The 25,126-nt window shown below is 62.5% G+C and carries 19 protein-coding genes and 2 tRNA genes; 8 read left to right on the forward strand and 13 right to left on the reverse strand.

Going from position 1 to position 25,126, the window contains the following annotated elements:
- Positions 1-29 precede the first annotated feature (29 nt).
- The 7 genes from DN745_RS18865 to DN745_RS18895 form a co-directional block, all read right to left on the reverse strand.
- Positions 30-728, reverse strand: a complete 699-nt coding sequence (locus DN745_RS18865; RefSeq protein WP_111337402.1) for a hypothetical protein — start codon at positions 726-728, stop codon at positions 30-32.
- A 282-nt stretch (positions 729-1,010) separates the two neighbouring features.
- A complete protein-coding gene (ypfJ, locus tag DN745_RS18870) occupies positions 1,011-1,913 on the reverse strand; it encodes a KPN_02809 family neutral zinc metallopeptidase (protein WP_111337404.1) in 903 nt (300 codons plus the stop codon).
- Between the two features lie 238 nt (positions 1,914-2,151).
- A tRNA-Arg gene (locus DN745_RS18875) sits at positions 2,152-2,225 on the reverse strand.
- 87 nt (positions 2,226-2,312) lie between these two features.
- Positions 2,313-2,386, reverse strand: a tRNA-Pro gene (locus DN745_RS18880).
- A gap of 105 nt (positions 2,387-2,491) precedes the next feature.
- Entirely contained in the window at positions 2,492-2,806 is a 315-nt protein-coding gene (locus DN745_RS18885) for a putative signal transducing protein (RefSeq protein WP_111337405.1), read from the reverse strand.
- Between the two features lie 136 nt (positions 2,807-2,942).
- On the reverse strand, positions 2,943-3,548 hold the full coding sequence (locus tag DN745_RS18890) for a hypothetical protein (protein ID WP_111337407.1): 606 nt from the start codon (positions 3,546-3,548) through the stop codon (positions 2,943-2,945).
- 94 nt (positions 3,549-3,642) lie between these two features.
- Positions 3,643-5,343 (reverse strand): NAD+ synthase, encoded by a 1,701-nt coding sequence (locus DN745_RS18895; protein WP_111337408.1) that lies wholly within the window; start codon positions 5,341-5,343, stop codon positions 3,643-3,645.
- 198 nt (positions 5,344-5,541) lie between these two features.
- On the opposite strand from DN745_RS18895, the gene DN745_RS18900 reads away from it, so the two are divergent.
- A complete protein-coding gene (locus tag DN745_RS18900) occupies positions 5,542-7,002 on the forward strand; it encodes a hypothetical protein (RefSeq protein WP_133621962.1) in 1,461 nt (486 codons plus the stop codon).
- A 439-nt stretch (positions 7,003-7,441) separates the two neighbouring features.
- Positions 7,442-7,735 carry a GIY-YIG nuclease family protein gene (locus DN745_RS18905; protein WP_111337411.1) on the forward strand — a complete coding sequence of 98 codons (294 nt, stop codon included), beginning with the start codon at positions 7,442-7,444 and terminating at the stop codon, positions 7,733-7,735.
- Here the strand turns inward: DN745_RS18905 and DN745_RS18910 are convergent.
- The 3 genes from DN745_RS18910 to DN745_RS18920 all read right to left on the reverse strand — a co-directional run bounded on the left by DN745_RS18910 (position 7,714) and on the right by DN745_RS18920 (position 10,267).
- A complete protein-coding gene (locus DN745_RS18910) occupies positions 7,714-8,682 on the reverse strand; it encodes a succinylglutamate desuccinylase/aspartoacylase family protein (protein ID WP_111337413.1) in 969 nt (322 codons plus the stop codon). The genes DN745_RS18905 and DN745_RS18910 overlap by 22 nt on opposite strands.
- A 70-nt stretch (positions 8,683-8,752) precedes the next feature.
- On the reverse strand, positions 8,753-9,703 hold the full coding sequence (rimK, locus tag DN745_RS18915) for a 30S ribosomal protein S6--L-glutamate ligase (RefSeq protein ID WP_111337414.1): 951 nt from the start codon (positions 9,701-9,703) through the stop codon (positions 8,753-8,755).
- A 99-nt stretch (positions 9,704-9,802) separates the two neighbouring features.
- On the reverse strand, positions 9,803-10,267 hold the full coding sequence (locus tag DN745_RS18920) for an ATP-dependent zinc protease family protein (protein WP_111337416.1): 465 nt from the start codon (positions 10,265-10,267) through the stop codon (positions 9,803-9,805).
- Between the two features lie 185 nt (positions 10,268-10,452).
- Here DN745_RS18920 and deoC point away from each other — a divergent pair, with 185 nt between their 5' ends.
- From deoC to DN745_RS18935, 3 genes are all read left to right on the forward strand, one after another.
- On the forward strand, positions 10,453-11,352 hold the full coding sequence (gene deoC, locus DN745_RS18925; protein ID WP_111337417.1) for a deoxyribose-phosphate aldolase: 900 nt from the start codon (positions 10,453-10,455) through the stop codon (positions 11,350-11,352).
- An 84-nt stretch (positions 11,353-11,436) separates the two neighbouring features.
- A complete protein-coding gene (locus tag DN745_RS18930) occupies positions 11,437-12,870 on the forward strand; it encodes an aldehyde dehydrogenase family protein (protein ID WP_111337808.1) in 1,434 nt (477 codons plus the stop codon).
- 79 nt (positions 12,871-12,949) lie between these two features.
- Complete coding sequence (locus DN745_RS18935) at positions 12,950-13,912, forward strand: aldehyde dehydrogenase family protein (protein ID WP_111337419.1); 963 nt, start codon at positions 12,950-12,952, stop codon at positions 13,910-13,912.
- A gap of 161 nt (positions 13,913-14,073) precedes the next feature.
- Here DN745_RS18935 and DN745_RS18940 read toward each other — a convergent pair whose 3' ends face one another.
- Positions 14,074-14,565: a low molecular weight protein-tyrosine-phosphatase gene (locus tag DN745_RS18940; RefSeq protein ID WP_111337421.1), complete on the reverse strand. Its 492-nt coding sequence runs from the start codon at positions 14,563-14,565 to the stop codon at positions 14,074-14,076.
- Positions 14,566-14,769: 204 nt separating this feature from the next.
- On the opposite strand from DN745_RS18940, the gene DN745_RS18945 reads away from it, so the two are divergent.
- Positions 14,770-15,873: a hypothetical protein gene (locus tag DN745_RS18945; protein WP_133621963.1), complete on the forward strand. Its 1,104-nt coding sequence runs from the start codon at positions 14,770-14,772 to the stop codon at positions 15,871-15,873.
- 267 nt (positions 15,874-16,140) lie between these two features.
- Here the strand turns inward: DN745_RS18945 and DN745_RS18950 are convergent, their stop codons facing one another.
- Complete coding sequence (locus DN745_RS18950; protein ID WP_111337424.1) at positions 16,141-18,609, reverse strand: heavy metal translocating P-type ATPase; 2,469 nt, start codon at positions 18,607-18,609, stop codon at positions 16,141-16,143.
- A 474-nt stretch (positions 18,610-19,083) separates the two neighbouring features.
- On the opposite strand from DN745_RS18950, the gene DN745_RS18955 reads away from it, so the two are divergent.
- Both DN745_RS18955 and DN745_RS18960 read left to right on the forward strand, forming a co-directional pair.
- Entirely contained in the window at positions 19,084-21,594 is a 2,511-nt protein-coding gene (locus tag DN745_RS18955) for a DNA gyrase/topoisomerase IV subunit A (RefSeq protein WP_204355049.1), read from the forward strand.
- 74 nt (positions 21,595-21,668) lie between these two features.
- Positions 21,669-24,143 carry a PH domain-containing protein gene (locus tag DN745_RS18960; protein ID WP_111337425.1) on the forward strand — a complete coding sequence of 825 codons (2,475 nt, stop codon included), beginning with the start codon at positions 21,669-21,671 and terminating at the stop codon, positions 24,141-24,143.
- 13 nt (positions 24,144-24,156) lie between these two features.
- On the opposite strand, the gene DN745_RS18965 is transcribed toward DN745_RS18960, so the two are convergent.
- A complete protein-coding gene (locus DN745_RS18965) occupies positions 24,157-24,990 on the reverse strand; it encodes a type II CAAX endopeptidase family protein (RefSeq protein ID WP_111337427.1) in 834 nt (277 codons plus the stop codon).
- Between the last annotated feature and the right edge of the window lie 136 nt (positions 24,991-25,126).

A 25,126-nucleotide genomic window follows, 5' to 3' on the forward strand; every position in this document is an offset into this window, starting at 1 on the left:
CTGTTGGGGGTGAAGGGAGATTTACTTGCTTAGATCGACAACTTGACCAGCAGCATAATGAGGACCAAACCGAGCACCGCGACGCCCATGATCGCCCACTTGGGGCTGGATGGTTCCTTGGGCTCCGCCTCGGCCTGGATGGACATATTACGCTCGTAGAGCGCCTTGGAATACTCGAAATCCGGGAAGGTATACCAGAGGGTGTCGGTGTCCTCGTCGTAGCGCAGCGCGATATGGCCTTCGGCCTGGAAGTCGTTGAGAATGCTTTGGATTTTGGCGCTCGGCAGGTCGAGCCGGCGCGTGAGGTAGGCCAGCTCGATGGTGCGGTTTTTGGCGTTGGCGGCGACCCGCAGCACCTGGTGCTCCTCGCGCATCTTGCGCTCCCAATCGGGACCGCTTTTGAGCTGCGCGATGGTATTGTGCAGGCTATAAGCTTCGTCGAATTGGGAGCCGCTCTCAAGGTCCAGGTCGCGGTGGATATAGCGCTCTGGCTCGGGGAATTTCACCCAGCTCAGCGACTCCTTTTGCACCCGCTCCATGCCCATCTCCTCGTCCTCCTCCAGGCTCTCCACGATGCGCGTGACGCTCTGCACGTCCAGGGGCAAATAGGTGGCGAGTTGCAGGGTATGGATGAGGTGATCTTCGTGTCGCTGGGCCAGAACGGCGGCGACCTCCGAGACCAATTGTACACAGACCGGCCCCAGGTTAAATCGATGGGTATCAACCATAACTTCGTCTATTTCGGGAAATTTGCTCGCTGCGCGCGATCTTAAAATCGCATCCACGCAGCCGGACCGTCAACCACCCGGTACCGAAGGGATGGTATTGTATATGCGCGAAGTATCAAGACACAAGCCTGCGGCGATAAAAACCGGGGCGTTGTGGCCTTACCCCTGCTTGGAGCGGCGTGGCTTGGGGTCCAATGGTCGAAGCCGGTGAGCGAGAATCACCCAAGCCGCCGCCGCACCATCACGGCGCGTGGCGATTGAGCAGCGGCGGGGCGCGCAGCGTCATAGATTCTTATAATTTTTGACGGCGAAGGTGTCGCATTGGCGAGGGTCGCCGCTGGTGAACCCTTTTTTGAACCAGCGCAGGCGTTGCTCGCTGGAGCCGTGGCTGAATTTGGCCTCGTCGGTGTGGCCGAGGGCGTCGTCGCCGATGGCATGGGCGGCCTGGGTGGCCTCGCTGAGGTCTTCGTCGGTGATGGAGAGGTCTTCGCGCGCGCTATGTCCCCAGACGCCGGCCAGGCAATCGGCCTGGAGTTCGACGCGCACCGACACCTGGTTCTTGGTCTCGCCGGGCATCTTGAGCTGCATCGAGCCGATCATATTCTGCACATGATGGCCAATCTCGTGGGCGATGACATAGGCCTGGGCAAAATCGCCGGGGGCCTTTAGGCGCTGCTCGAGCACATCATAAAAGCTCGGGTCGATATAGAGCTTATTGTCGGCCGGGCAGTAGAAGGGGCCGACGTCGGAGGTCGCGCCGCCGCAGCCGCCGGTGGTCACCGCGCCAGAGAATACCACCAGGGTCGGCATCTTATACGGGCCCGGATTCTTGCCGTAATCGGGCAGGTTTCCCGCGCTAAATTGCTGCGTCCAGGTGTCTTCGGTGGAGGCGAGCACCGCGCGCGAGAAGTCACAGGCCGCGGCGTTTTTGTCCGAAGATGCGCACACGCTCGCCGCTGTTTGGGTGGTGCCGGCGGAGCCGCCCAGCAGGGATTGCTTGATGCTGCTGGGCGCGAAGAGGTAGACGCCCCCGAGGATCACGCCGCCGACCAGCATCCCTTTGACGCCGAACCGGCGCGCGACCGTGCTGAGCAGGCGAATGCCGATGCCGCCGCCGCCGCCTCCGCCGCTGCTCGCGCCTCGATCTTCGAAATTATCCGAGCGTCTCTTTCCGCCAATATCCATAAATCTCCTCGCCTGAGTATAAACTAAATTCGGATTATCTTTCCGTCTGGCACAATTTAACAGGTATATCCGTAAATGATGAACGCGCGCGCATCAATGATGCGCTGAATCGCCGCAGGGGCGCCAGAACAGTCGTGGAGACGGGGGCAACGCCTGGGCTTAAGCGTAAACGCATAAGGTTCGACCGCCACACGGCTGCAGCGGAGCGTCGGGAGATAGATATGGGTTGTGAGAATAGCACGCCCGACAGGATTCGAACCTGTGACCGTCGGCTTAGAAGGCCGATGCTCTATCCAGCTGAGCTACGGGCGCTTGGATGGCCTCGCCGGGCCTGAGAGGCCGCGTTCGAAGGCGGATGAAGATGATTTTTGAAGATGGTATTCGGCGGACCGAATGAAGTCGGGGCGTCCGGATTCGAACCGAAGACTTCCTGCTCCCAAAGCAGGCGCGCTACCAGGCTGCGCCACGCCCCGAATGCTGCAATGCCTATGAGGGCGCTCGCGCGTACTCATAGGCAGTGGCTTATAGAGCATCCCCGCGACAGTTTCAATGCTCCGCGCGGGATTTCGCGATAATTCTTAGACGCCGAAGCGTCCCTCGCCGCTTAAGGCGCCCTCGGCGATGGCCTGACGCAGGATTGCGGTGGCGGCGTCGACACTATCGGCGGGAACGGTGACCCGGTTCTCGCCGTGTTTTCCCACGCTCAGCGGGAATTGGGAGGGGGCGAGACTTCGGACAAAACACTCGATCTCGTTGTCGACGAGGATCTCGCGAATCATCTCCGCCTCGACCGGGTTATAGCTGACGTAGACGTCGACGAGTTGGAAGCTGCCAGACTCGTTGCTCTGGGCGCGGCGAGCATGGTCGTCGGTGGAGCGGGTGGGTTCGGTCATGGCGATACCTCTGGGTCGAAGGACATTTTTCGAAGCGGCCAATCAAGCGTATGTGAAAATAAGCACGCCCGGCCCGGAATCAATGTTCTTCGGCCCGAGCCCACGCCCAGAAACGTGGGCTCAAGGTGGTGAGCGCTTATTTTTTGGGCAGCTCGATGCTGCCTTTGACCTGGTATTCGGCGGTGTCGGTGTCGTCGGACTTGTTCTTAAAGGTGCCGTCAAAATCGATTGAGATCTGCGCCAGCTTCGAGCCGTCCATCTCGGCGGAGCTGATCGTGAAGCTGCCGGAGGTGGCCTCGACCGAGCCGGGCAGCCCGAGAGTGCCTTTTTCGATGACCAGGGCGGCTTTCATGGGGCCCGACAGGTTGCCCATGCCGCTGGTGTCTTCTTCCAGCTCGTAGCGCCCCGGTGTCAGGGTGTCGTCGGCGTCGCCTTCGAGTTTGATGCGGGTCGTGATGGTCCCGAACTTTGCCTCCCCTTCGGTGGACGCCCAACCGCTGATAATCGTGGTCGTGAAATCCTTGCCAATAAACATCGAGTTGACCGCGCTGACCGAGGTGCCCGCCTTGAGCGTCTCGCCGTCATAGGTCAGCGAGATTCCCTTATTATCAGTTGAGCTGCTGCCCTTGTCGTCTGAATCCGAGTCGGAGTCCGAGCTACAGCCTCCCGCAAGACCCACGACCAGGAGCATTCCGAGCAGAAGGGAGAGGCGGCGCGATGACGTGAAAATGCGGCTTTGCATAGGACTTCCTAAGATAGGGGAGCTGCAACGTAATAGATTGACCGGCTTGGGCGAATTGTAGGTGCGGCCCGGGGGCCGGTCAATCATCGATGGTCTATTTGAGCAACTCCTCGTAGCTCGCCGCCAGCGGATAGCGCCGCCCGCGTCCAAACGCGCGCGGCGTAATCTTGATCACCGGCGCGGCCTGGAAGCGTTTATACTCGGCGCGAAAGAGCTTTTTGAGCACATCGTGGACCATGTCGGCGTCGAAGCCCGCCGCGATCAGGTCATGGGCGCTCTCGCCCGCGTGCAAATAGCGGGCGAGGATGGCGTCGAGGATGTCGTAGGGCGGGAGGGAATCCTGGTCGGCCTGGTCGGGGCGAAGTTCGGCCGACGGCGCGCGCTCGATGGTGCGCACCGGGATAAGCTCGCGGCCGGCGTCGGCGTTGATGCCGCGCGACATCGCGTAGACCAGGGTCTTGAAGCAGTCGCCGATGGGGCTGATGGCGCCGACCATATCGCCGTAGAGGGTCGAATAACCCATCGCCGCCTCGCTCTTATTGCCCGGGACCAGCACGAGCTTGCCGAATTTATTGCTCAGCGCCATCAGCGTGGTGCCGCGGATGCGCGCCTGCATATTCTCCTCGGTGACGTCTTCTTGATAGCCCTCAAACGCCGGGGCCAATTGTTCCAAAAATGCGCCGAAGGTCGCCTCGATGGGGATGCTCATAAATTGGATGCCCAGGCTTTTGGCCAGCGCCTGGGCGTCGGTGTTGCTCATCTCGCGGGTATAGCGGGTGGGCATGGCGACGCCCAGGATATTCTCGGGCCCCAGGGCCTCGGCCGCCAGCGCCGCGCACAGCGCGGAGTCGATGCCGCCTGAGAGCCCGAGGACCGCCCCGCGAAAGCCGCTCTTATGCATATAATCGCGCAAGCCCATGACGATGGCTTTGCGCGCCTCGGCCTGGTCTTGGGGCGCGTCGGGCCTGGGCGAGGCGGCGGACATATTGGGGGCGTCGGCCGGCTCGATTGGGATATCGATGGTCGCGAAATCTTCTTTGAAATCAGCCAGTTCCGAGGTCGTGTTGCCCCGAGCGTCGAAGGCGGCTGAGCGGCCGTCGAAGACGATCTCATCCTGGCCGCCGACCTGATTCACGAAGACCAGCGGCAGCGCGTGGCGCTGCGCGTGCTCGGCCAGAAGCCCCCGGCGCCGCGCCGGTTTCCCCAGCTCAAACGGGCTCGCCGCGATATTGATCAGCACCTCGGCCCCCGCCTCGGCCAGCGCCTCGATGGGGTCATGGGCGTATCCGGGTTGCGCCGAATACCCGGGCAAATTCCACGCGTCCTCACAGATGCTCAAGCCCAGTTTAACGCCCTTAAAGTCGAGGATTTGGGCCGTATCGGCAGGCTCGAAATAGCGCGCTTCGTCGAAGATATCGTAGGTTGGCAAGAGTTGCTTGGCGACCGTGCCTACGACCGCCCCGCCGTGGCAAAGCGCCGCGGCGTTTTGCAGGCGTTTGCCGCAGGCCGCCGGGTTCGGCGCCACGAAGCCGAGCACGATGCCCAGGTCGGCGTCGCTCAGCGCGGCCACGCGCTCCAGCAGGGCGAGTTGGCGAGCAAGGAATTCGGGGCGCTCAATCATATCACCGGGCAAATAGCTGCTCAGCGCGCACTCCGAGAAGACCACCAGCTCGGCGCCCTGGGCGCGTGCCTTGGCGACGCTCTCCTTGATCTTCCCAAAATTTCCGACGAGGTCGCCCAGCTTATAATTGTGTTGGGCGAGCGCGATTCGCAGCGTTTTCTTGGTTGGGTTCATAACTTCGTTCTTTTTTGGGGGGCAACTCAAGCCATCTGGCGCAGCATATTTCGGCGTTTCTCAGCCGCGACCCTACGTGAGTCCAATAAAATGGTCCAGAACTACGTCGCGGCTGGGCGAGTGGAAGCGTAAATTTGTCCGATCCGCGCGCGCGATGCGCTCCTGCTGATCGGTGGTGACGTGGACAATGGAATCTCGATGAGCGCCGCCGCTGCGGTGCCGGCCACGATGACCTACCACGGCGAGCTCAATGATGGCGCCGGGCAGCTGGTGGACACGACGGTTGAGGCGACATTTCGCATCTATGACGCCGCGGCAGGCGGCTCCGAGGCATGGAGCGAGACGTTTGCGACCGTGGACGTAAATAGCGGAAGCTTCTCGGTCCAACTCGGCGCCGACGCGCCGCTTGACGGCGTCTTTGACGGCAACGCCTATTGGCTCGAGGTCAGCATCAACGGCGAGACCATGAGCCCGCGCACGCCGATCGAGTCGGTGCCGTATGCGCTGCGCGCGAACTCGGCGGCCAACGCCGACACCGTCGCCGGTCAAACCCCCGCCGACCTGCTCGCCTCGGCCAACGCCGCCGCCCCCGATAGCGCGGGCGATATCGCCTATGACAACACCTCCTCGGGCCTGAGCGCCGCGGACGTCCAGGCCGCCCTCGACGAGCTCGCCGCGCTCCGCGCGCTGGTCGCCAGCAATCAGGCGGCGATCGCCACGAATAGTTCTGCGATCAGCAGCGCGCAGGCCGACATCGGGGCGAACGCCACGGCCATCAGCAGCGCGCAGGCGGATATTGGGGCGAACGCCACGGCCATCAGCAGCGCGCAGGCCGACATCGGGGCGAACGCCACGGCCATCAGCAGCGCGCAGGCCGATATCACGACCAACGCCGCCAATATCAACACCAACCGCAGCGATTTGAACGCGCTGGAAACCCTTACTCAGGATATGGCGCGCACCACGATTCATGGCTACCCGTCGGTGACGTTTACCGGCGTCAACGTTCATGTGCGCAACGGCCTGGGCACGACTGGCACTATAGATAGCACCGGTTACAGTGTGGTGAACGGCCTGGGCAATTTGGTCGTGGGGTATGATGAAGGCCTGGCCAATCAAAAAACAGGCTCGCATAATCTCGTGCTGGGCAAAAATAATCTCTATTTGAGTTATGGTGGGCTGGTTGCTGGGAGTTACAATCAAATTCGGGCACCATATGCCTCGATCAGCGGCGGCGTAAATAATTCAGCGTCCGCTTCGAATGCCTCGGTGAGCGGTGGTCGTGCAAATACGGCTGAGGGCGTCTATTCCTCGGTCCTCGGCGGCGTAAATAACACGGCTTCGGGCGAGGCTTCCTCGGTCAGCGGTGGCATTTATAACCGAGCCATGGATTCGAACTCCTCGGTCAGCGGCGGCTCGGAAAACACAGCCTCTGGAGCGTCCTCCTCGGTCAGCGGCGGCCACGCGAACTGGGCCACGGGCGAGGCTTCCTCGGTCAGTGGTGGCAACGATAATAGGGCCTCAGCCCTTCAATCCTCGGTCAGCGGTGGTAGGGGAAATACAGCGTCATCTACTGCTGCTACGGTCAGCGGTGGACTGAACCGCCGCGCAGATGGCCCATTTGATTGGAGAGCGGGCGGCTTATTCGAAACATTCTAACCCCCCGGGTTAAATCCGAGCGCTCCCACGCCGCCCCGCACACCCGTGCGGGGCGGCGTTTTTGTCGCCAGGGCCAACCTACAGCGTGTATGAGCGGGTTTTGGGGGGCCAGAACACGACCTGCAGACTGTAGTAAGCCAGCCGGACTCCCCGGGAGCCAAACTACAGCCTGTATTCAGGGTTTTTCGGATAAAAAACGCGACCTACAGGCTGTATTTAGCCCGCCGGACTCCCCGGGAGCCGACCTACAGCGTGTATTCAGGGTTTTTCGGGTAAAAAAACGCGACCTACAGACTGTAGTAAGCCCGCCGGGCTCTCTGGGAGCCGACCTACAGCGTGTAGGTCGGTTTCTGGGGGGGGGGGGCGGCGAAAATCTTGCTGATCCCGGCGAGTCTTCTATGCTTGGGGGGCTAGTTCCCCGTATTTCACGAGCGATGACGTGGCTTCCCAGTGGTATTTATATGTTCTTCGATGCGCCGACGACACCCTCTATACGGGGATCACGACCGATCTGAGCCGGCGGGTGCACGAGCATAATCATAGCCCGCGGGGGGCGAAATACACGGCGAGTCGGCGGCCGGTGGAGCTGGCCGGGGCGTGGGAGAAGGCGTCGCGCTCCGAGGCCGCCAGCGCGGAGTGGCATTTCAAAAAGCTCACGCGCCAGCAGAAGCTGGCGCGTGTCGAGGAGGTGTCCGCTGCGGCGCTGAGCGCCTATTTAAGCGACGCCAGGTGAACCATCGCGTCGCCCTCGTAGATCAGCGGGTTTTTGACGTGCGAGATGATGATGCCGTCGAAGGGCGCGCAGATCTCGACGCCGTCGGAGTTAAAGGCGTCGCCGATAAGCGCGACGCATTCGCCGGCTTTGACGAAGTCCCCGCTGCGCCGCTGCGGGCGCAGGATGCCGGCGCGCTCGGCGCGCAGCCAGGTGGTGTCGTCGGATTCGCGCGGCTCATAGTCCAGCGGCGTGGGCGTGTGGTCGCGCATGCCGATCTCGTCCATCACGCGCAAGATGCCCTCCACGCCCACCGCCACCGCGTCGTCGTTGAACCGGCGAGGCTCGCCGGCCTCAAAGGTCAAGATCATCTTGCCGCGCTTGTGGGCGGCGGCGCGAAGCGAGCCGTCGGGCCCCTCCTTATCCATCATCACCGGGGCCGCGAAGGCCACCGCGCAGCGGCGCGTCTCGGGGTCGCTAAAGTCGCCGCGGATATGCGGCAGGTTGATGCGGTCGTTGCTGCCGGTGTGCAGGTCGACGCCGTGGGTGCATTGCTCCACGATCTCGTTCATGAAGAGGTCGGCCAGCCGCGACGCCAGCGAGCCGGTGGCGCTGCCGGGGAAGCTGCGGTTTAAGTCGCGCCGGTCGGGCAGGTAGCGCGACTCGTATAAAAAGCCGAAGACGTTGACGATCGGCACCGCGAACACCGTGCCCCGAAGCGTCTGCGGGTCGAGCTTCTCGAACACCTCGCGCACGATCTCAACGCCGTTGATCTCGTCGCCGTGGATGGCCGCGTCGATCCACATGCGCGGGCCCTCGTATTTCCCATGAATGACCTGAATCGGGATCGACGCCTGATTCTGGGTGGGAAGATTGGCGACCGGTAAATCCGCCCGCTTCACGGTTCCCGGCGCCACGCGAACCTCGCCAACTTGCACGAATTCCGTCTGTAATTTCTGCTGCGCCATTACGTCTCCGATAATCGATGATTCGCGCATCTCTGCGCCGTTTTTGTAGGGCTTTTGAGGGCGAGTCGGCTTAGCTTTCGCCTTCGTCGGACGCCTCGGAAGCTTCGGACTCCTCAACCACCGTCGGGGATAATTTCAATCCCAGCGGGTCGACCTTTTTCTCGATGAACTCGACGACCTTCTGGGCGACGTCGACGCCGCTGGAGCGCTCGATGCCCTCAAGCCCCGGCGAGGAGTTGACCTCGAGGACCAGGGGCCCGCGCTCCGAGCGCATCATGTCGACGCCGGCCATATTCAGGCCCATGATCTTGGCCGAGAGCACCGCGGTCTCGCGCTCCTCGTCGGTCAGGTCAATCGCGGTGGCCACGCCGCCGCGGTGCACGTTCGAGCGAAACTCGCCCTCGGGCGCCTGGCGCTGCATCGCCGCGACGACCTCGTCGCCGACCACGAACGCCCGGATATCGGCGCCGCCGGCCTCGCGGATGAACTCCTGGACCAAAAAGTTGACGTCGAGCCCCATAAACGCCTCGATGACCGATTGGGCGGCTTTTTTGGTCTCGGCCAGCACCACGCCGATGCCCTGGGTCCCCTCGAGCACCTTGATCACCAGCGGCGCCCCGCCCACCGAGCGGATGATGCCGTCGACGTCCTTAAACGAGTGGCCAAACGCGGTCACCGGCATGCCGATGCCCTCGCGCCCCAAAAGCTGCAGGGCGCGCAATTTATCGCGCGACTGCGAGATCCCCGTGGCCGTGTTGATGACGTAGGCGTTCATCATGTCGAATTGGCGCACCACCGCCGCGCCGTAGAAGGTGTGCGAGGCGCCCACCCGCGGGATGATCGCGTCGAATTCATTGAGGTCACGCATGCCGTAGGTGATCGTCGGGCGCTTGGTCGCGATATTCATATAGCAGCGCAGATAGTCGATGACTTCGACCTCGTGGCCGCGATCGATGCACGCCTCGCGCAAGCGCCGAGTGGAATAGAGCGACGATTTACGCGATAGGATGGCAATTTTCATGGGGTGTTTTCTTTTTTATATTAAAATGCGTTGGACAAAATGAATTCGTCGAGCGCCGGGGCGCTCGATGCTCGATGATGCGCTAGGGTTCGGGAATGTTCAGTCGTTTGAACGGGGTCGACCTGCCAGATAAGAGCTGCCCGGGTCAACCAAAAAACGCCGCCGGACCGCCTCGCGACCCAATAGCATACGAAAGCCCATGGCGTCTCGATTCGTCAGCGTCAGGTCGATATAAAAGGACTCCCCGAGCAGCTCCACCCGCTCGCGGATGACCACGCGGTTCTGGGTATGCCCGACCGAGCTTTTGACCTGGCGCTCGTCGTGCACCCGCGCCTCGCAGGCGACCGTTTTGGTCGACTTTCGCTGCTCCGGGTGCACAAAGAAGCGCACCCACAGCTCGCCGTCGCGCTCGAAGCGCGTGATCTTGATGGCGTGCAACGCCGAGCTTCGCGCGCCGGTGTCGACCTTTGCCTTGATCTGGTCGATCCCCAGCGAGGGCAGGGTCAACCACTCGCGCCACCCGATGATCTTATTCGGCGAGGTGATAATCTTGCGTTTGCTCATCCACTATCCCGGTTAAAATCATGCGCGGTCAAACCCCGCGCCATCTACTCATAACACGATTTGCCCAGACCGAAATATCGCGCAAGCATCGGCGCGCATTCCCGGTCTTGTCAGTACCGACTTCCTGCACTAACGTCGCAGCCGTTCTGCAACCCGCGTCACTTACCACAACGACCCGATATAATATGTCAAACTCATACCAAACACCACGCGTCCCCGCTGTCGACCAGGTCGGCGTCGAGGAGCGCGCCGCCCGTTTTAACACGCGCAGCATCAAGAAAGGCGCGAAACTCGCCGGCCTGGATATGGCCATCTCGATGATCGACCTGACCACGCTGGCCGGCGACGACACGCCGGGCAAAGTGCGCATGTTGTGCCGCAAGGCGCTGCGTCCGTCGGCGACGCTTGAGACCCCCCAGGTCGCCGCGGTTTGCGTGTACCCGAGCATGGTCAAGGTCGCCGTCGAAGAGCTCGCCGGCAGCAAAATCAACGTCGCCTCGGTGGCGACCTATTTCCCCAGCGGGCAGACCACGATGCGCGAGCGCCTCGAGGACGTCAAAAGCGCGGTGGGCGACGGGGCCAGCGAGATCGATATGGTCATCAACCGCGGCGCCTTTTTGTCGGGCGAGTACGCGCGGGTCTTTGACGAGATCTGCCAGGTGCGCGCGGCCTGCGGCGACGCCCACCTCAAGGTCATCCTGGAGACCGGCGAGCTGCACACCTACGATAATGTGCGCCTGGCCAGCCAGATCGCCATCGACGCCGGCGCGCATTTTATCAAGACCTCGACCGGTAAGATCAGCCCCGCGGCGACCATGCCGGTGACGCTGGTGATGCTGCAGACCATCCGCGACCACTACCTCCAGACCGGCAAGATGGTCGGCATGAAGCCCGCCGGCGGCATCCGCGACACCAAGACCGCGCTGCGCTACCTGATTATGGTCAAAGAAACCCTGGGTGATGCCTGGTTGAACCCCGATTGGTTCCGCTTCGGCGCCTCCTCGCTGCTCAACGACCTGCTGATGCAAATCGAGAAGCAGCATAGCGGGCATTATCACTCCAGTCGCTATTTGAGCATCAGCTAAATCTGAGCATTTCCTGGCCCCGCCAGAACCGCGAGATATATTATGAATAAACCCACCGATATGAAAAACCTGCTCTTCGGCGACCTGTGGGACTACGCCCCCGCGCCGCAGTCCACCGAGATGGTGAAGCTCAAGAAGCGCTACGGGCATTTTATCGACGGCGAATTCGTCGAGCCCGAGGGCGCGACCTATTTTAAGACGGTGAACCCGGCGACCGAGGAGCCGCTGGCCGAGATCGCCTCGGCCGACGAGGCGACCGTCGATCGGGCCGTCAAAGCCGCGCGCAAGGCGTACGAGACGGTCTGGCGCGATATGCCGGGGGCCGAGCGCGCCAAATATATTTACCGCATCGCGCGGATTATGCAGGAGCGCGCGCGTGAGTTGGCCGTGCTCGAGACGATGGACGGCGGAAAGCCCATCCGCGAGTCGCGCGACGTCGACGTGCCGCTGGCCGCCGCGTATTTCTTCTATTACGCCGGCTGGGCCGACAAGCTCGAGTACGCGTTCCCGGGCGCCAAGCCCACGCCGATCGGGGTCGCCGGGCAGATCATCCCGTGGAACTTCCCGCTGCTGATGGCCGCCTGGAAGATCGCGCCGGCGCTGGCCGCCGGCAATACGGTGGTGCTCAAGCCCGCCCAGACCACGCCGCTCACGGCGATGCTCTTGGCCGAGATTTTCCAGGAAGCAGGGCTCCCGGCGGGCGTGGTGAACTTCGTCAACGGCGCCGCCGAGACCGGCAGCGCGCTGGTCAATCACCCCGACGTCGACAAGATCGCCTTTACCGGCTCGACCGGCGTCGGGAAGCTCATCCAGCGCCAGATCGCCGGCACCGACAAGCGTTTGACGCTTGAGCTTGGCGGCAAGGGCGCCAATATCGTTTTTGACGACGCCCCCATCGACCAGGCCATCGAGGGCATCGTCAACGGCATCTTCTTTAACCAGGGCCACGTGTGCTGCGCCGGCTCGCGCCTGCTCGTGCAGGAGAGCATCCACGACGAGGTCATGGCCAAGCTTAAGACCCGCATGGCGACGCTTCGGGTGGGCGACCCGCTGGACAAAAATACCGACGTCGGCGCCATCAACTCGGCCGCGCAGTACAAGCGCATTCAGGAGTTGATCGAGGTCGGCGTGGCCGAAGGCGCCGAGCTCCACCAGGCCCAGTGCAGCCTGCCGAGCACCGGCTATTTCCTGGCCCCGACCGTCTTCACCGGCGTGACGCCGTCGCACCGCATCGCCAAAGATGAGATCTTCGGCCCGGTCCTGTCGGTGCTGACCTTCCGCACCCCCGAAGAAGCCATCCAGAAGGCCAATAACACCGCCTACGGCCTGGCCAACGGCGTCTGGACCGACAAGGGCAGCAAGCTCTTTAAGATGGCCAACGCGCTCAATTCCGGCGTGGTCTGGGGTAATACCTATAACCGATTCGACCCGACCAGCCCGTTTGGTGGCTTTAAGGAGAGTGGCTTCGGCCGCGAGGGCGGACGTCATGGCCTGCTCGGGTATCTGAACATCGGCTGAAGCAAGCCGCTGCGAATCACCCGAGACTTTACGCCGACTCATCACGCAACCTGAATCATCTTTTAGCGAGACGCTCATCATGGCAAAAACGGCGCCTAAAAAGACAACGAAAAAGACGTCCGAAGACAACAAACCCGCGGCCAAAAAATCGACCCAAAAGTCGACCACCCCCGCGCGTCTTGCCGTCTCAAAGACCTATAAACTCTATATTGGCGGCAAATTCCCGCGCACCGAAAGCGGACGCACGCTCCCAGTCACCGACTCAAACGGAGGTTTCGTGGCTCATATCTGCCATGCCTCACGCAAAGATTTTCGCATGGCCACGGTCGCCGCACGCAAAGCCCAGCCCGCCTGGGCCGCGCGCACCGCGTTTAACCGCGCCCAGATCCTGTACCGCATGGCCGAGATGCTCGAGACCCGCCGGCGCGACTTCGAAGCCGCGCTCACCGAGACGGTCGGTTATAGCGAGGCCGACGCGGTGGCCGAGGTCGACGCCTCTGTCGACCGCCTGGTGTGGTACGCCGGTTGGTCCGATAAATACTCGCAGCTCTTCGGCTCGGCGAACCCGGTGAGCTCCCCGCACTTCAACATCACCACCCCCGCGCCCACCGGCGTGGTCGCCATCTTCTCGCCAAAAAACGCCCCGCTCCTCGGCCTGATCACCGCGCTCGCCCCGGTCGTCGTGTCCGGTAATACCGCGGTCATCATCGTCGAGAACGACGCCCCGACCCTGGCCATCGACTTCGCCGAAGTCCTCAATAATAGCGACCTCCCCGGCGGCGTCATCAATGTGTTGACCGGGCTTCGCGACGAAGTGCTCGAGAATGTGGCAAGCCACAAAGACCTCGACGCCATCGTCTGCTACGGGGCGAGCGCCGAGCAGAAAAAGACCATCGCGACGCTGGCGGCGGATTCGGTGACGCGCACGTTCTTCTACGACGATCCGAAAGCCGCGGAGCTATGCGCCGCGGCACACCAGAGCCCGTATCGCATCGTCGACTGCGTCGAGTTTAAGACGGCGTGGCATCCGATCGGGATTTGATTTTTAGATGAGGACGTAGACGAAAAAGCCGCCCTGGGAGGGGCGGCTTTTTTGCTCTGAGCGGTGAGAAATTCGGAGCCAGACTATCTTAGTCTGGGGTGGTCGAGGACCGAAAAATTCGGAGCCAGACTATCTTAGTCTGGGGTGCTCGCCGTCGCCTATTAGGAAAGCGCACCCGCCTCAAGCTCATCGAGCAATGATTCCGTGCACCGATCAACAATATCGTACACCAACCCAAACTGATCGCCCCCGCCGCCGTAGGGGTCCGGCACCTCGGCGCCGCGCCGGGCCGGGTCGGGCTCATAGTCGCGCAGCAGCAAGAGCTTATCGGCGTCGGCGTAGGCCAGGCGCAGGGCGCTGCGGCGGTTGGAGTGGTCCATGGCCACCAGGTAGTCGAATTCGACAAAATGGTGGTCCAAGAGCTGCTGGGCGCGTTGTGCCGAGATGTCGAGGCCGCGCTCCCGGGCGACCCGAACGCTGCCCGGGTCCGGCGGCTGGCCCACATGATAGGCGCCGGTACCCGCCGATTCGATATGGAATCGCTCGCTCAAGCCCCGCTCAGCGACCTTCTTGCGAAAGAGGCCTTCGGCCAGCGGTGAGCGGCAGATATTGCCCAGGCAGAAAAATAGAATACGAATTTGTTGCTCACTCATAGTCTTCTCGGCGGGTGTGTGCTCGGGGGATAAATTTGATTCAAAAATGAGCGGTCTTCCAACCAGTTTCACCTCGGAAATGGTGTTTTCTACGTTTAGAACACGCGTTTCATAACACGATCAAACCCAAGTGTTTATGATCGCTATATACCGTTTGCAGTATCATACGATGTTCGCTGTACGTTCTGAAAGGAGAAAGCACAGATGCGAATACGACTCGAGAGTAATAAGTGGTTGCTGCTCGGATGCATGGGGCTGATCTTTGGCCTGGCCACGGCTTGTAGCGACGACGACTCGAATAACGGCGGCGACGCTGGTGTGAGCGGCGTTGCGGACGCCGCGGGTGGCCGAGATGCCGCCGCCGATTCTGGGGCGGGCGACGCCGGCGCGGACGGCAGCGCGCGCGACGATGTCTTCGCGCAAGGCTGCGATATAAACGGCGTTACGCTGCCCGGGGGCCTGGCGATTTCGGAATATACCCCTTTCGATAATTGGGGTATCTACCAGGTATTCGACGGCCAATATATCGAGCTGTCGCTGGTGCGCGACGCGTCCATTGACGGCGTGGGGACATTTGACTTCGCCGCGCCTGCCACCAGCAACGACGCCTATTTGCTGCTGGCGACCGACTGCGACAACGCGGAGCAATGCCAGACCTACTATAATGCGGTGTCCGGGACGCTTGAGGTGGCTGAGTTTGAAAAAACGGTGCAGGGCGACTTCAGGGCGGAGCTCAAAAATATTCGCCTCGTCGAGCTTGGCGCCGACGGCCATGCGCTGCCGGATGGCAAGACCTGGTGCGTCTCCAGCGCCGAAGTCACCGCCAGCTCCCAGCCGCTGCCCGAGTTCGTCGCGCCTCAGTGCACCGACAGCGGGGTGCGCAGCGGGTTTGAGGGCGGCGATACCGAGGTCACGCGCTCGTCAACCGGCTGGGTGACGTTGATCGAGACCACCCAGCCGAACTTCCCGCGCGACGAGCTGCGCCTCGAGCTTCGCGCTCAGGCCGAGGTCGACACCGCCTACGCCATCGATGACGTCAACCTCGCCACGTGCACGACCTGCCTGTCGATTCGCAGCGGCTGCGACGGCGGGGACACCTGCCAGGCGCGCTATAACGCCGGCGCCGGCGAGCTGATCATCGACACGCTCGACATGGAGACTGGCGCGTTTGAGGCGAGGCTCACAAACGCCCGCATGGTCGAGGTCACCCAGGACGGCGATTATACGCTCATCGTCGAAGATGGCGGCGGCTGGTGCGTCGACTCCTATCGCTTCAGCGGCACCTTCACGCCATCCACCTCAGAATAACGCGGCTCGATGTCAATCGCCCGATGACAAGCCACGGGAGCCGGCCTTTTGGGCATGGCTCCCGTGGGTGTTTCGGGAAGTGTTTGGGGCAATGAGCCTTCGCCCGACGGGTTATCCGACGCCCGGCGCGGCGGCGAAACCGTTGGATAATCTGCGGTATGTTGCAGGTTATCCGACACCATTGGCTTTTGCGATGCGCGACGGCGCGATCTGCAGCAGCCCCGTGTTGGGTTTTTCTGCCTCCGGGACGCGAGGCGGTCATACCCATCAATCCCGATACGCCAACAACCGCAGCGCGTTGAGGACCACCAGCAGGGTTGAGCCTTCGTGCAGGGCAACCGCCGGGCCGATGGCCAGGCCGAAGAGGGTCGCGGGGATGAGGAAGGCGACCATCCCGAGCGACATCCACAGGTTCTGGCGGATGATGGCGCTGGTCTTTCGACTCAGGCCGACCGCGTAGGGGAGTTTGCTGAGGTCGTCGGCCATCAGCGCGATCTCGGCGGTCTCCAACGCGGTGTCCGAGCCCGCGGCGCCCATGGCGATGCCGACGCTGGCGTGGGCCATCGCCGGGGCGTCGTTGACCCCGTCGCCCACCATGGCGACCTGGCCGAGTTGCTTGATGAATTCGACCTTATCGTCGGGCATCAGGTCGCCTTTGGCCTCGTCGAGGCCGACCTCTTTGGCGACCGCGTCGGCGACCGACTGGTTGTCGCCCGAGATCATGATCATGCGGGTGATGCCGAGCTCGCGCAGTCGGGCAATCATCGGTTTGGCCGATGCGCGCGGGGTGTCCATCAGGCCGACGGCGCCCAGGTAGCGGTCTTTGAGGCGCACGATCATCGTGGTCTGGCCGGCAGCTTCGAGGTTGTGGACCGTCTCGCGAAGCGTGTCGGGAAGATCGGCGCCGTCGACCTCGGCGAAGAGCGCGGCCTTTCCGACCAGCACCTCTTCGCCGTCAATTCGGGCGCGCACGCCCCGGCCTGTGATGCTCTGCAGGTCGCGCGCCTCGTACTGAGCCGGACCGAGTTCGTCTTGGGCGTGGCGCACCACGGCGGCGGCCAGGGGGTGGTCGCTGAGGCTTTCGACGGCCGCGGCCACCGCGAGCAGCTCGGATGCGTCGACCCCGTCGTGAGGGGCGACGGTGGTCACGCGCGGCGTGCCCTCGGTGAGGGTGCCGGTCTTGTCGAAGGCCATCGCGCTGATTTTACCCAGCCGCTCAAGCGGCCCGCCGCCCTTGACGAGCACCCCGGAGTTTCCGGCCGCGGCCACACCACTTAAAACGGCGCTCGGCGTCGCGATCGCCAGCGCGCAGGGGCTCGCCGCGACCAGCACGGCCATCGCGCGGTAGAAGCTTTCGGCGAAGGTCTCGTCGAGCACCATAAACGCAAAGAGCAGCAACACGACCAGCGCGAGCACCGAGGGCACAAAATAGCGTTCGAATTTTTTGGTGAATTCCTGGGTCGGCGAGCGCATGGTCTCGGCCTCGGTGACCATCTGGACCACGCGGGCGAGCGCGCTGTCCTCGGCGCGTTTGCTCACCTGAATCACCAGCGCGCCGGCGCCGTTGATGGTGCCGGCGAAGACGCGGTGTTCTTTGGCGAGGTTCTCCGGGTCTTCGGCCGCCTGCGTCGGCGCGTCCACCGGCCGCTTATCGACGGGCACGCTCTCGCCGGTGACCGGCGCCTGGTTGACCGCGCTTTCGCCGTCGACGACGAACCCGTCGGCCGCGATGCGCTGGTTGGGTTTGACCCGGACGTGATCGCCCAGGCGCAGCTCTTTGACCGGGACGACCTCTTCGCGGCCATCACGAAGCACCGTGGCTTCTTCTGGGGCGAGGTCGGCGAGTGAGGCGATGGCCTGGCGAGCCCGGCCCATGGCGTAATGCTCGAGGGAGTGCCCCAGGCTGAACAGAAAGAGCAATAGTCCGCCCTCGACCCATTCGCCGAGCGCAGCCGCGCCGACGGCCGCCACGAGCATCAAAAAATCGATCTCGAAGGAGTGGTTTCGGATATGTTCGAAGGCTTCTTTGGCGGTGAAATATCCGCCGAAAAAGTAGGCCGTCCACAGGGGGGCGAGCTGCATCCACGGGGACGAAAGCGCGACGAATTTAGGGAGCAACCAGCCGAGCAATACGAAAAAACCGGCGGCCAGGGCAAAGCCGAGTTCTACCCGCGAGTCTCCCTGGCTGTGGCCATGGCCATGGCCATGGCCATTGTTGTCGTGGTCGTGGTCGCCGTGATCGTGCTCGTGATCGTGCGACGCGTGTTCATGCGCCGGCTCGCCGAACGCATGCCGAATATTGAGGCCAAGATCTGCGATCGCGGCGCGCAGCGCTTTGTCGGAGATCGCGTCGCGATCATATTCAACCCGCAGTCCCCCGGCGCCCGAGAGTTCGGCCTCCAAAACCCCGTCGATTTGGCTGAGGCGCTGCGCCTTATGGCGCGCGGTTCGCGGCGTGGAGGTCTCGGCGATATCGGCGACGAGGTGGCCGTATCGCTCGGTCAACCGCGCGCCGGCCGCCAGGGCGAGCTCGCGCACACGCTGCAAGCTGATCGTGTCGGGCTCGTAGTGAACGCATAATTTGGGCGACGCTTGCTCATCCACAATATGCGCCTCGATGATGCCGGGTTGGCCAACGAGCATCGCGTCGAGCCGCGAGACGCACGCGTCGCGTGTGTCGGGAACCTCGGGTAGCAGAACTGGGATATCCAGGCGGATTTTTTCGAACAAGGTCATCTCCGGCGAGCAGAAGAGTTACTATCGGTAGTCGTAGGTAGGGGTGGGGTGGAAGTCAAGTATTGCTCAAGGGGATAGGAGCCCAGCATTTTGCGCGAACCAGCAACACCTTGCAGGTACGTCACGGGCCCTCGGCCGCTGAACGCGGCCAGCCCCCAGGCTTCGCCCAGGGGCTTCTATCGCGATCCTCCCAAGGACCTTGCGAAACCGAAATCCCCGCGAACCGACCACCTCGCAAACCCGAACAATCGCCCCCCAGGCCTCGCCTGGCGGGCAGGCGCGAAGGCGCCGGGGGGGCCAACAAGAACCGACCCCCGCGCAAATCTGCACCCCCACAACCAAGCACTGCTCATTTGCGCGGTGCTATTGAGCTTCAAACACGTGAATGATAAACCAACGCCGGCCCAATTGAGCACCGCCCGGGGCCACGCACGGATGCACGCCCCCGATTAAGCCTGAAACGGAGAAGACGAAGTGGTTGCCAAAGTCGAAAAGATCCAGCTGCATAAGACCGCCAAGAAGCGCTACCTGAATTACGCCATGAGCGTCATCACCAGCCGGGCGCTGCCCGACGTGCGTGACGGGCTTAAGCCGGTGCAGCGGCGCATCCTCTACGGGATGTTTAGCAACCTGCGCCTGACCCACGACGCCAAGCATATGAAGAGCGCGCGTATCGTCGGTGAGGTCATGGGTAAATATCACCCGCACGGCGACCAATCGATCTATGACGCGATGGTGCGCATGGCCCAGGACTTCTCGCTGCGCTACCCGCTGGTCAGCGGCTACGGCAACTTCGGGTCGGTCGACGGGGATTCGGCCGCTGCGATGCGTTATACCGAGGCCCGGCTCACGAACTTAAGCTCGGAGCTGCTCGACGAGATCAAGAAGAACACGGTGCTGTTTCGGCCCAACTACGACGGCACCGACTCCGAGCCGACCGTGCTCCCCTCGCAGGTGCCCACGCTGCTGATCAACGGGGCGACCGGCATCGCGGTCGGCATGGCGACCAATATCCCGCCGCATAACCTCGGCGAGTGCCTGGACGCGCTGATCGCGCTGATCGACGAGCCCACGCTTGAGATCGAAGACCTGGTCGATCGCCATATCAAGGGCCCCGACTTCCCCACCGGCGGGGTGATGCTCAACTCGGTCGACGAGCTGCTGGAGATGTATAAGACCGGCTCCGGGCCGATCCTGATGCGCGCCTCCTGGGAGGTTGAGTCCCACGACTATAAAAAATTCATCGTCATCACCTCGCTGCCCTACACGGTCAATAAGTCGACGCTGGTCGAGAAGATCGCCGACCATATTATCCAGGGGAATCTGCCGCAGGTGCAGGACGTGCGCGATGAGTCGACCGACGATATTCGCGTGGTGCTCGAGCTTAAACGCGGCACCGACCCCGAACTGGCGATGGCTTATCTGCTCAAGCATACCCCGCTTGAGAGCCGCTTCCACGTCAATATGACCTGCCTTGTGCCGGCCGAGCAGCCCGACCCGTTGGCGCGCGGCAGCGAGCTCAAGGACATGATCAAGCGCTTCTCGCTCAAGCCCGCGACGGAGCGAAAAGAGGACGCGGTCGAGGTCATCGAGCTGCTCGATTATCTGCGCGAATTTCAAGCAGAATTGGCCAACCCCGAGGACCCGCCCGTGCCGACGCCGGCGGTGCTCGACCTCAAGCAAATGCTCACGTATTTCCGCGACTTCCGCATGGAAGTGCTGGTGCGCCGGCTGCTCTTTGAGCTCGAGAAGATCCTCGGGCGCATCCATATTTTGGAAGCCTTTGAGATCATCTTCAACGACCTCGACAAGGCCATCGAGCTTATCCGGGCGTCGACCAGCAAAAAGGACGCGGCCAAGCGGCTTATCGAGTATTTTAAGATCGACGCCTTGCAGGCCGACGCGATCCTCGAGACCAAGCTCTACCGCCTGGCCAAGCTTGAGATCGAAAATATCCGCGCCGAGCTCGCCGAGCGCCGCAAAGAGGCCAAGAAGATCCGCACGCTCCTGATGAGCGAGACCAAACGCTGGGAGCATATTCGCAACGAGTTCGTCGTGCTTCGCGATGTGTACGGCGACGCGCGTCGCACCGTCATCGAGGTCAACGCCCCCGAGCTTGAGTACTCCGAGGCGGACTATATTCTGGACGAAGACGTCTGGGTCATCGTCACCCGCGACGGTTGGTTCAAGCGCCAAAAATCCTATAGCGACCTGTCGACGATCCGCGTGCGCGACAACGATAAGCTCGGCTGGGTCATGCCGGGGCGCACGCGCAATACCTTGCTGATCTTCACCACCACCGGGCGCGTCTACACCATGCGCATCGACGATGTTCCGTCGACCACCGGCTACGGCGACCCGATCCAGGCGCATTTCGACTTTGAGGACGGCGAGAAGATCGCGGGCGTCATCACGATGGATAAGCGGGTGCTCAAGCCCGTCGCCCCCGACCAGCCGAGCCTGGTCGGCGAAGAAGAAGAGCCCGGTGAGCCCGAGATGATCGCGATCTCGGCCCAGGGCCAGGGCGTGCGCTTTAGCCTCGAGGGCTACGACGAACCCTCCACCGTCAAGGGCCGCATGTATATGCGTCTGGGCAAAAAAGATTCGGTCATCAACGTCGAACCCTGCACCTGCGTCGAAGAGGAATTGGTCACCATTGCCACCCGCGAGGGACGCGGCCTGACCTTCCAATCCCGCGAGATCAACGTCTATAAAGGCGCGGCCAAAGGCGTCAAAACCATCTCCCTTGAGAAGGGCGATGAGATCCTCGCCTGGACCCTGAGCACCGGATATTATGAGGGCCTTGAGGTCGAGACGAGCCGCGGCAAAAAGTTGACCATCAGCCGCTCGAAGTCGGCCTTTCAGCCCACCTCGCGCGGAAATAAAGGCCGCTGGGTCATCCAGCGCGGTCACCTCGTGCGCGCGCATTTGCCCACGGTAGAGGTTCAAAAGGCCGAGGACGACGACGGCCTCGAAGAGGAATAATCGCGCCCTTTAGCGCGCCGCGAAACGCGGTCGAATTGCGCTCTTGATGTAGGTGAGTTGTGGATCATTCAGAGTTGAAAATTCGACCGCTTTTTCGTCCCTTCGTCATCCGCCCGACCCTCTGGATGGCCGCGACGTCCCTAATCTTGATGCTCGCCTATTTCTCGGTCTGGGATAGCGTTTTTCTGGTGCTCGGAAACGGCGCCTGGGCCGGCCCCGCCTTGCTCATCCTGCTGCCGATCCTGTTGCTCGTCGCGCGCGCGATCGCCTATCGCGGAACCCACTACACAATCGCCAAAGACCGCATCCTGGTGAATCACGGCGGCGTCTTTGGCGACCGGCGCGTCGAGCTCGATCTGGTCAATATTACCCTGGTCGAGTGGCGCAGCCCTTACCTGCTCAAGCTGCTGCACGGCGTCGGACATATCGTCATTCAAGAGGCCGGCAGCGCCCACCAAAACGCGCGCCTGGTCTATATCGAAGACCCGCAGCGCATCTACCGGCGCATCGCCCAAAATATGAGGACGCAGGGCTTTTCGATGCAGCGAAACGCCCGGATTGCCCGGCAAAAATCCGGCATTCTTGGCGCTCTGGTCGATATGACCGGCTTCGGCATCGCCACGGCGTATTCCATCGTCGTGGTCGCCGACTCGGTGGCCCTGGCCTTCGGGCGCATCGCCACCAATGTCGCGGCCAGCCTACGCCCGCTGACCCAGGAGGCGGTCGCGCAGGTCGAGCGCGTGGAGTTTATCGTGCGCATCGTGGTGTTCGGGCTGAGCGGGATTATCGTGCTGGGCCTCACGATCTGGATGGTCTTTAAGTTCATCGAATTATCGCGGCGCACCCTCACGCTTCACGATGACGTGGTCGATTATTACCAGGGATTTTTGAGCGAAAAACGCCAATTTATTCCGCTCGAGAACCTCACCGACACCCAATTATTGCGCCCCCTCTATAAGCGAATCCTGGGCTTGAGCGACCTGCAATTGAGCTCGCGCGGGGCCGGCAGCAACCTGAGCTTTAATAGCATGCCGGGGGCCGAGGAGTTCGCGGCGGCGCTGGAGCTGCAGCTCGATGAGATGAAGGCGTCGCGCCAGGCTCTGGCCGAAGTTGCGGCGGCGGAGGACGCGCAAGGCGCCGCCGGGTCGCGCTCGTCGCGCACCTATACAATTAAGCCCGAGGTCTGGCGCGCCGCGACTGGCTCGCTGCTCAAGCTGATGACGCTGCCGTTGATCGTGTTCGCGAGCATGGGGTTCTTCGCCGCGCTGAGCGCCATGGGCGTCGACAACCTCGGCACCATCGGCGCCGGGATGCTGGGGACCATCGCGATCTGGGGCTCGATCTGGCTGGCCTCGACCCTGTTTAGCATGGGGCGCGGCGTGCTCCACGCGCGGGCGACCGAGTATAGCTTCGACGGGCAGCGGGCGAGCAAAACCTTCGACTTTTTGAACCGCCAGGAGACGAAGTTCGCGGTCGACCAGATCACATCTTTCTCCATCCTCACCAATCCCATCGACCGACTGCTGGGCACGATGACCCTGCGCCTGCGCTCCGTCGGCAGCGCTCAGCCGCTGGACTTTCAATATATCGCCGACGACCCGAATCTGATCGCCGGGCTCGAAGATGCTCTTGGCTTTAAGCCGGCCGCGCCGAGCTCAGACGCGCCCTCAAAGCAAGCGATGAACCCGAAATTCACGTTGCTCGAGGGGATGAAAGCACACCTCGGCTCGTTCCTCGGCGCCGGCGCCTCCGTGCTCAGCGCCGCCCTCTTCATTGGGCTCGTCGAGGGTTCCTGGGCGCTCGCCGCGAGCATCAGCGTGGGCGCGCTATTGCTCGGGCTGCCGACCTATATGCTCTGGCAATCCCTTCGGGTGGGCCGGCTGCGCGCCACCTTCGACGCGCACACCGTCACCGTCGCCGGCGGCGTCTTTCGCCACTTTAGCCACCACACCGCTGCCTGCCATATAAAGGGCGTCTCCACCGTTCAATACCCTGCCAGCAGCCGCGGCGCGCTTAGCATCGCCACCGGCGGCGGGTTCACGATGAAGATCGACTTCTTGCCGGCGATTCGCGTGCTCCACGACCGCCTCGACAGCCTGCTGCTCGACCGCCGTGTCGCATCGCTCGAGGCTGGCTCTGCCAGTGAATTTCGACCCAATGCCGCAACTGAGGCGATGCGCCATTTCGGCCGCTTCGCGCTCTTGATTCTCCCCATTTTGACGATGCCGATCTCGCTGCCGTGGGTGGCCTTGCGCAGCAAGCGCACGCGTTATCGAGTCGAAGGCGACCGCATCTTTATCGAACTTCCGCTGGTCTATCATTATCGCCGAAGCGTGGTCTTTGAGCGTATCGACCACCTTGAGAGCAGCCGAAATATGGCCAATAAACTCTTCGGCACCCGCGATGTCGAGGTCTACACGGTCGGCAGCAGCGCGGTGGATATTCGGCTGCGCGCCCTCAAAGAGGGGGAGCAAATATTGGCGCTGATTCGCGAGCGGATGGCCGAAGCCACGACATCTCAAGAGCAAATAGAGTCGCAGCCGGCCTGACGCGGCCGGCCCTTTAGCGCTGCGCGGGGCGGGTGTTTTCGGGCGCGGCGGGCGGCATCAACTTCATGGCGCCCCACCAGAGCAGGGCGCTGAGCACGGCGAGGCCGACGGTCATCATGGCGATTTCGCTCGGGGTGCTCGCCTCGGCCTCGGCGCCGGTGGAGGTGAGCGCCGGGATGATCAGCGCGTTCGTCGTATTGAGCGAGGCGTGGGCCAGAACCGCCGGCAGCAGGCTGCCGCTTCGGATGGTGAGATGGGCGAGGAACGCGCCGAGAATCCAGAGGCCCGGGCCCGAGATCGGGTTTAAGTGGAAGGCAGCGAACATAAATCCGTTGACGGTCACGGCGACCGCCACGCGCTCAACTTTGCGTTGTTCCTGAAGGATGGTTCCGCGGAACAGCGCCTCTTCGCAGATCGGGGCGGCGACGCAGACCGCGAGGATGCCGACGACGCGCTCCCAGCCCTTGGCCTCGGTGATCAGCTCGGCGACCTGGGCCATATAACCCTCGGCGAATTCCTTGACCGCCGGGATGGTCTCAATCATCAGGGTGGCGATGCTCGAGGCGAGCATGCCGAGCGCGACGGCGGCCAGGATCGAGACCGCAAGCGCCTGCGGCGAGACCGTCAGCCCGAATTTGGGCCACTTCGCCGCCGAATCCTTGAGCGCGAATCTCCACAGGAGCGCTGCCCCCAGGATGCCGATGAATTGCCCCACGAAGGACGAGATATGCAGGCCCAGCGCCAGGAAGATAAGCGTGCCGACGATGGCAAAAAAGATAAAGCTCAAAAAGGTGAGCAGATAGGCGCCGGCGTTGCTATTCTCGATGCTTTTTCGGAAAGATGACACGTTGGGCCTGGGCGTTATGGGTGGGTCATTTACTCGGGCGAAACCCCGCAATATACCCCTCAGGCTTACTCTCAGCGCGCGCTGAATTCAAGCGCTTGCCGCGCGTGGGACAGCGCGCGCGCCCCGGAGCCGGGCG

The organism is Bradymonas sediminis (assembly GCF_003258315.1).
Lineage (GTDB): Bacteria > Myxococcota_A > Bradymonadia > Bradymonadales > Bradymonadaceae > Bradymonas > Bradymonas sediminis.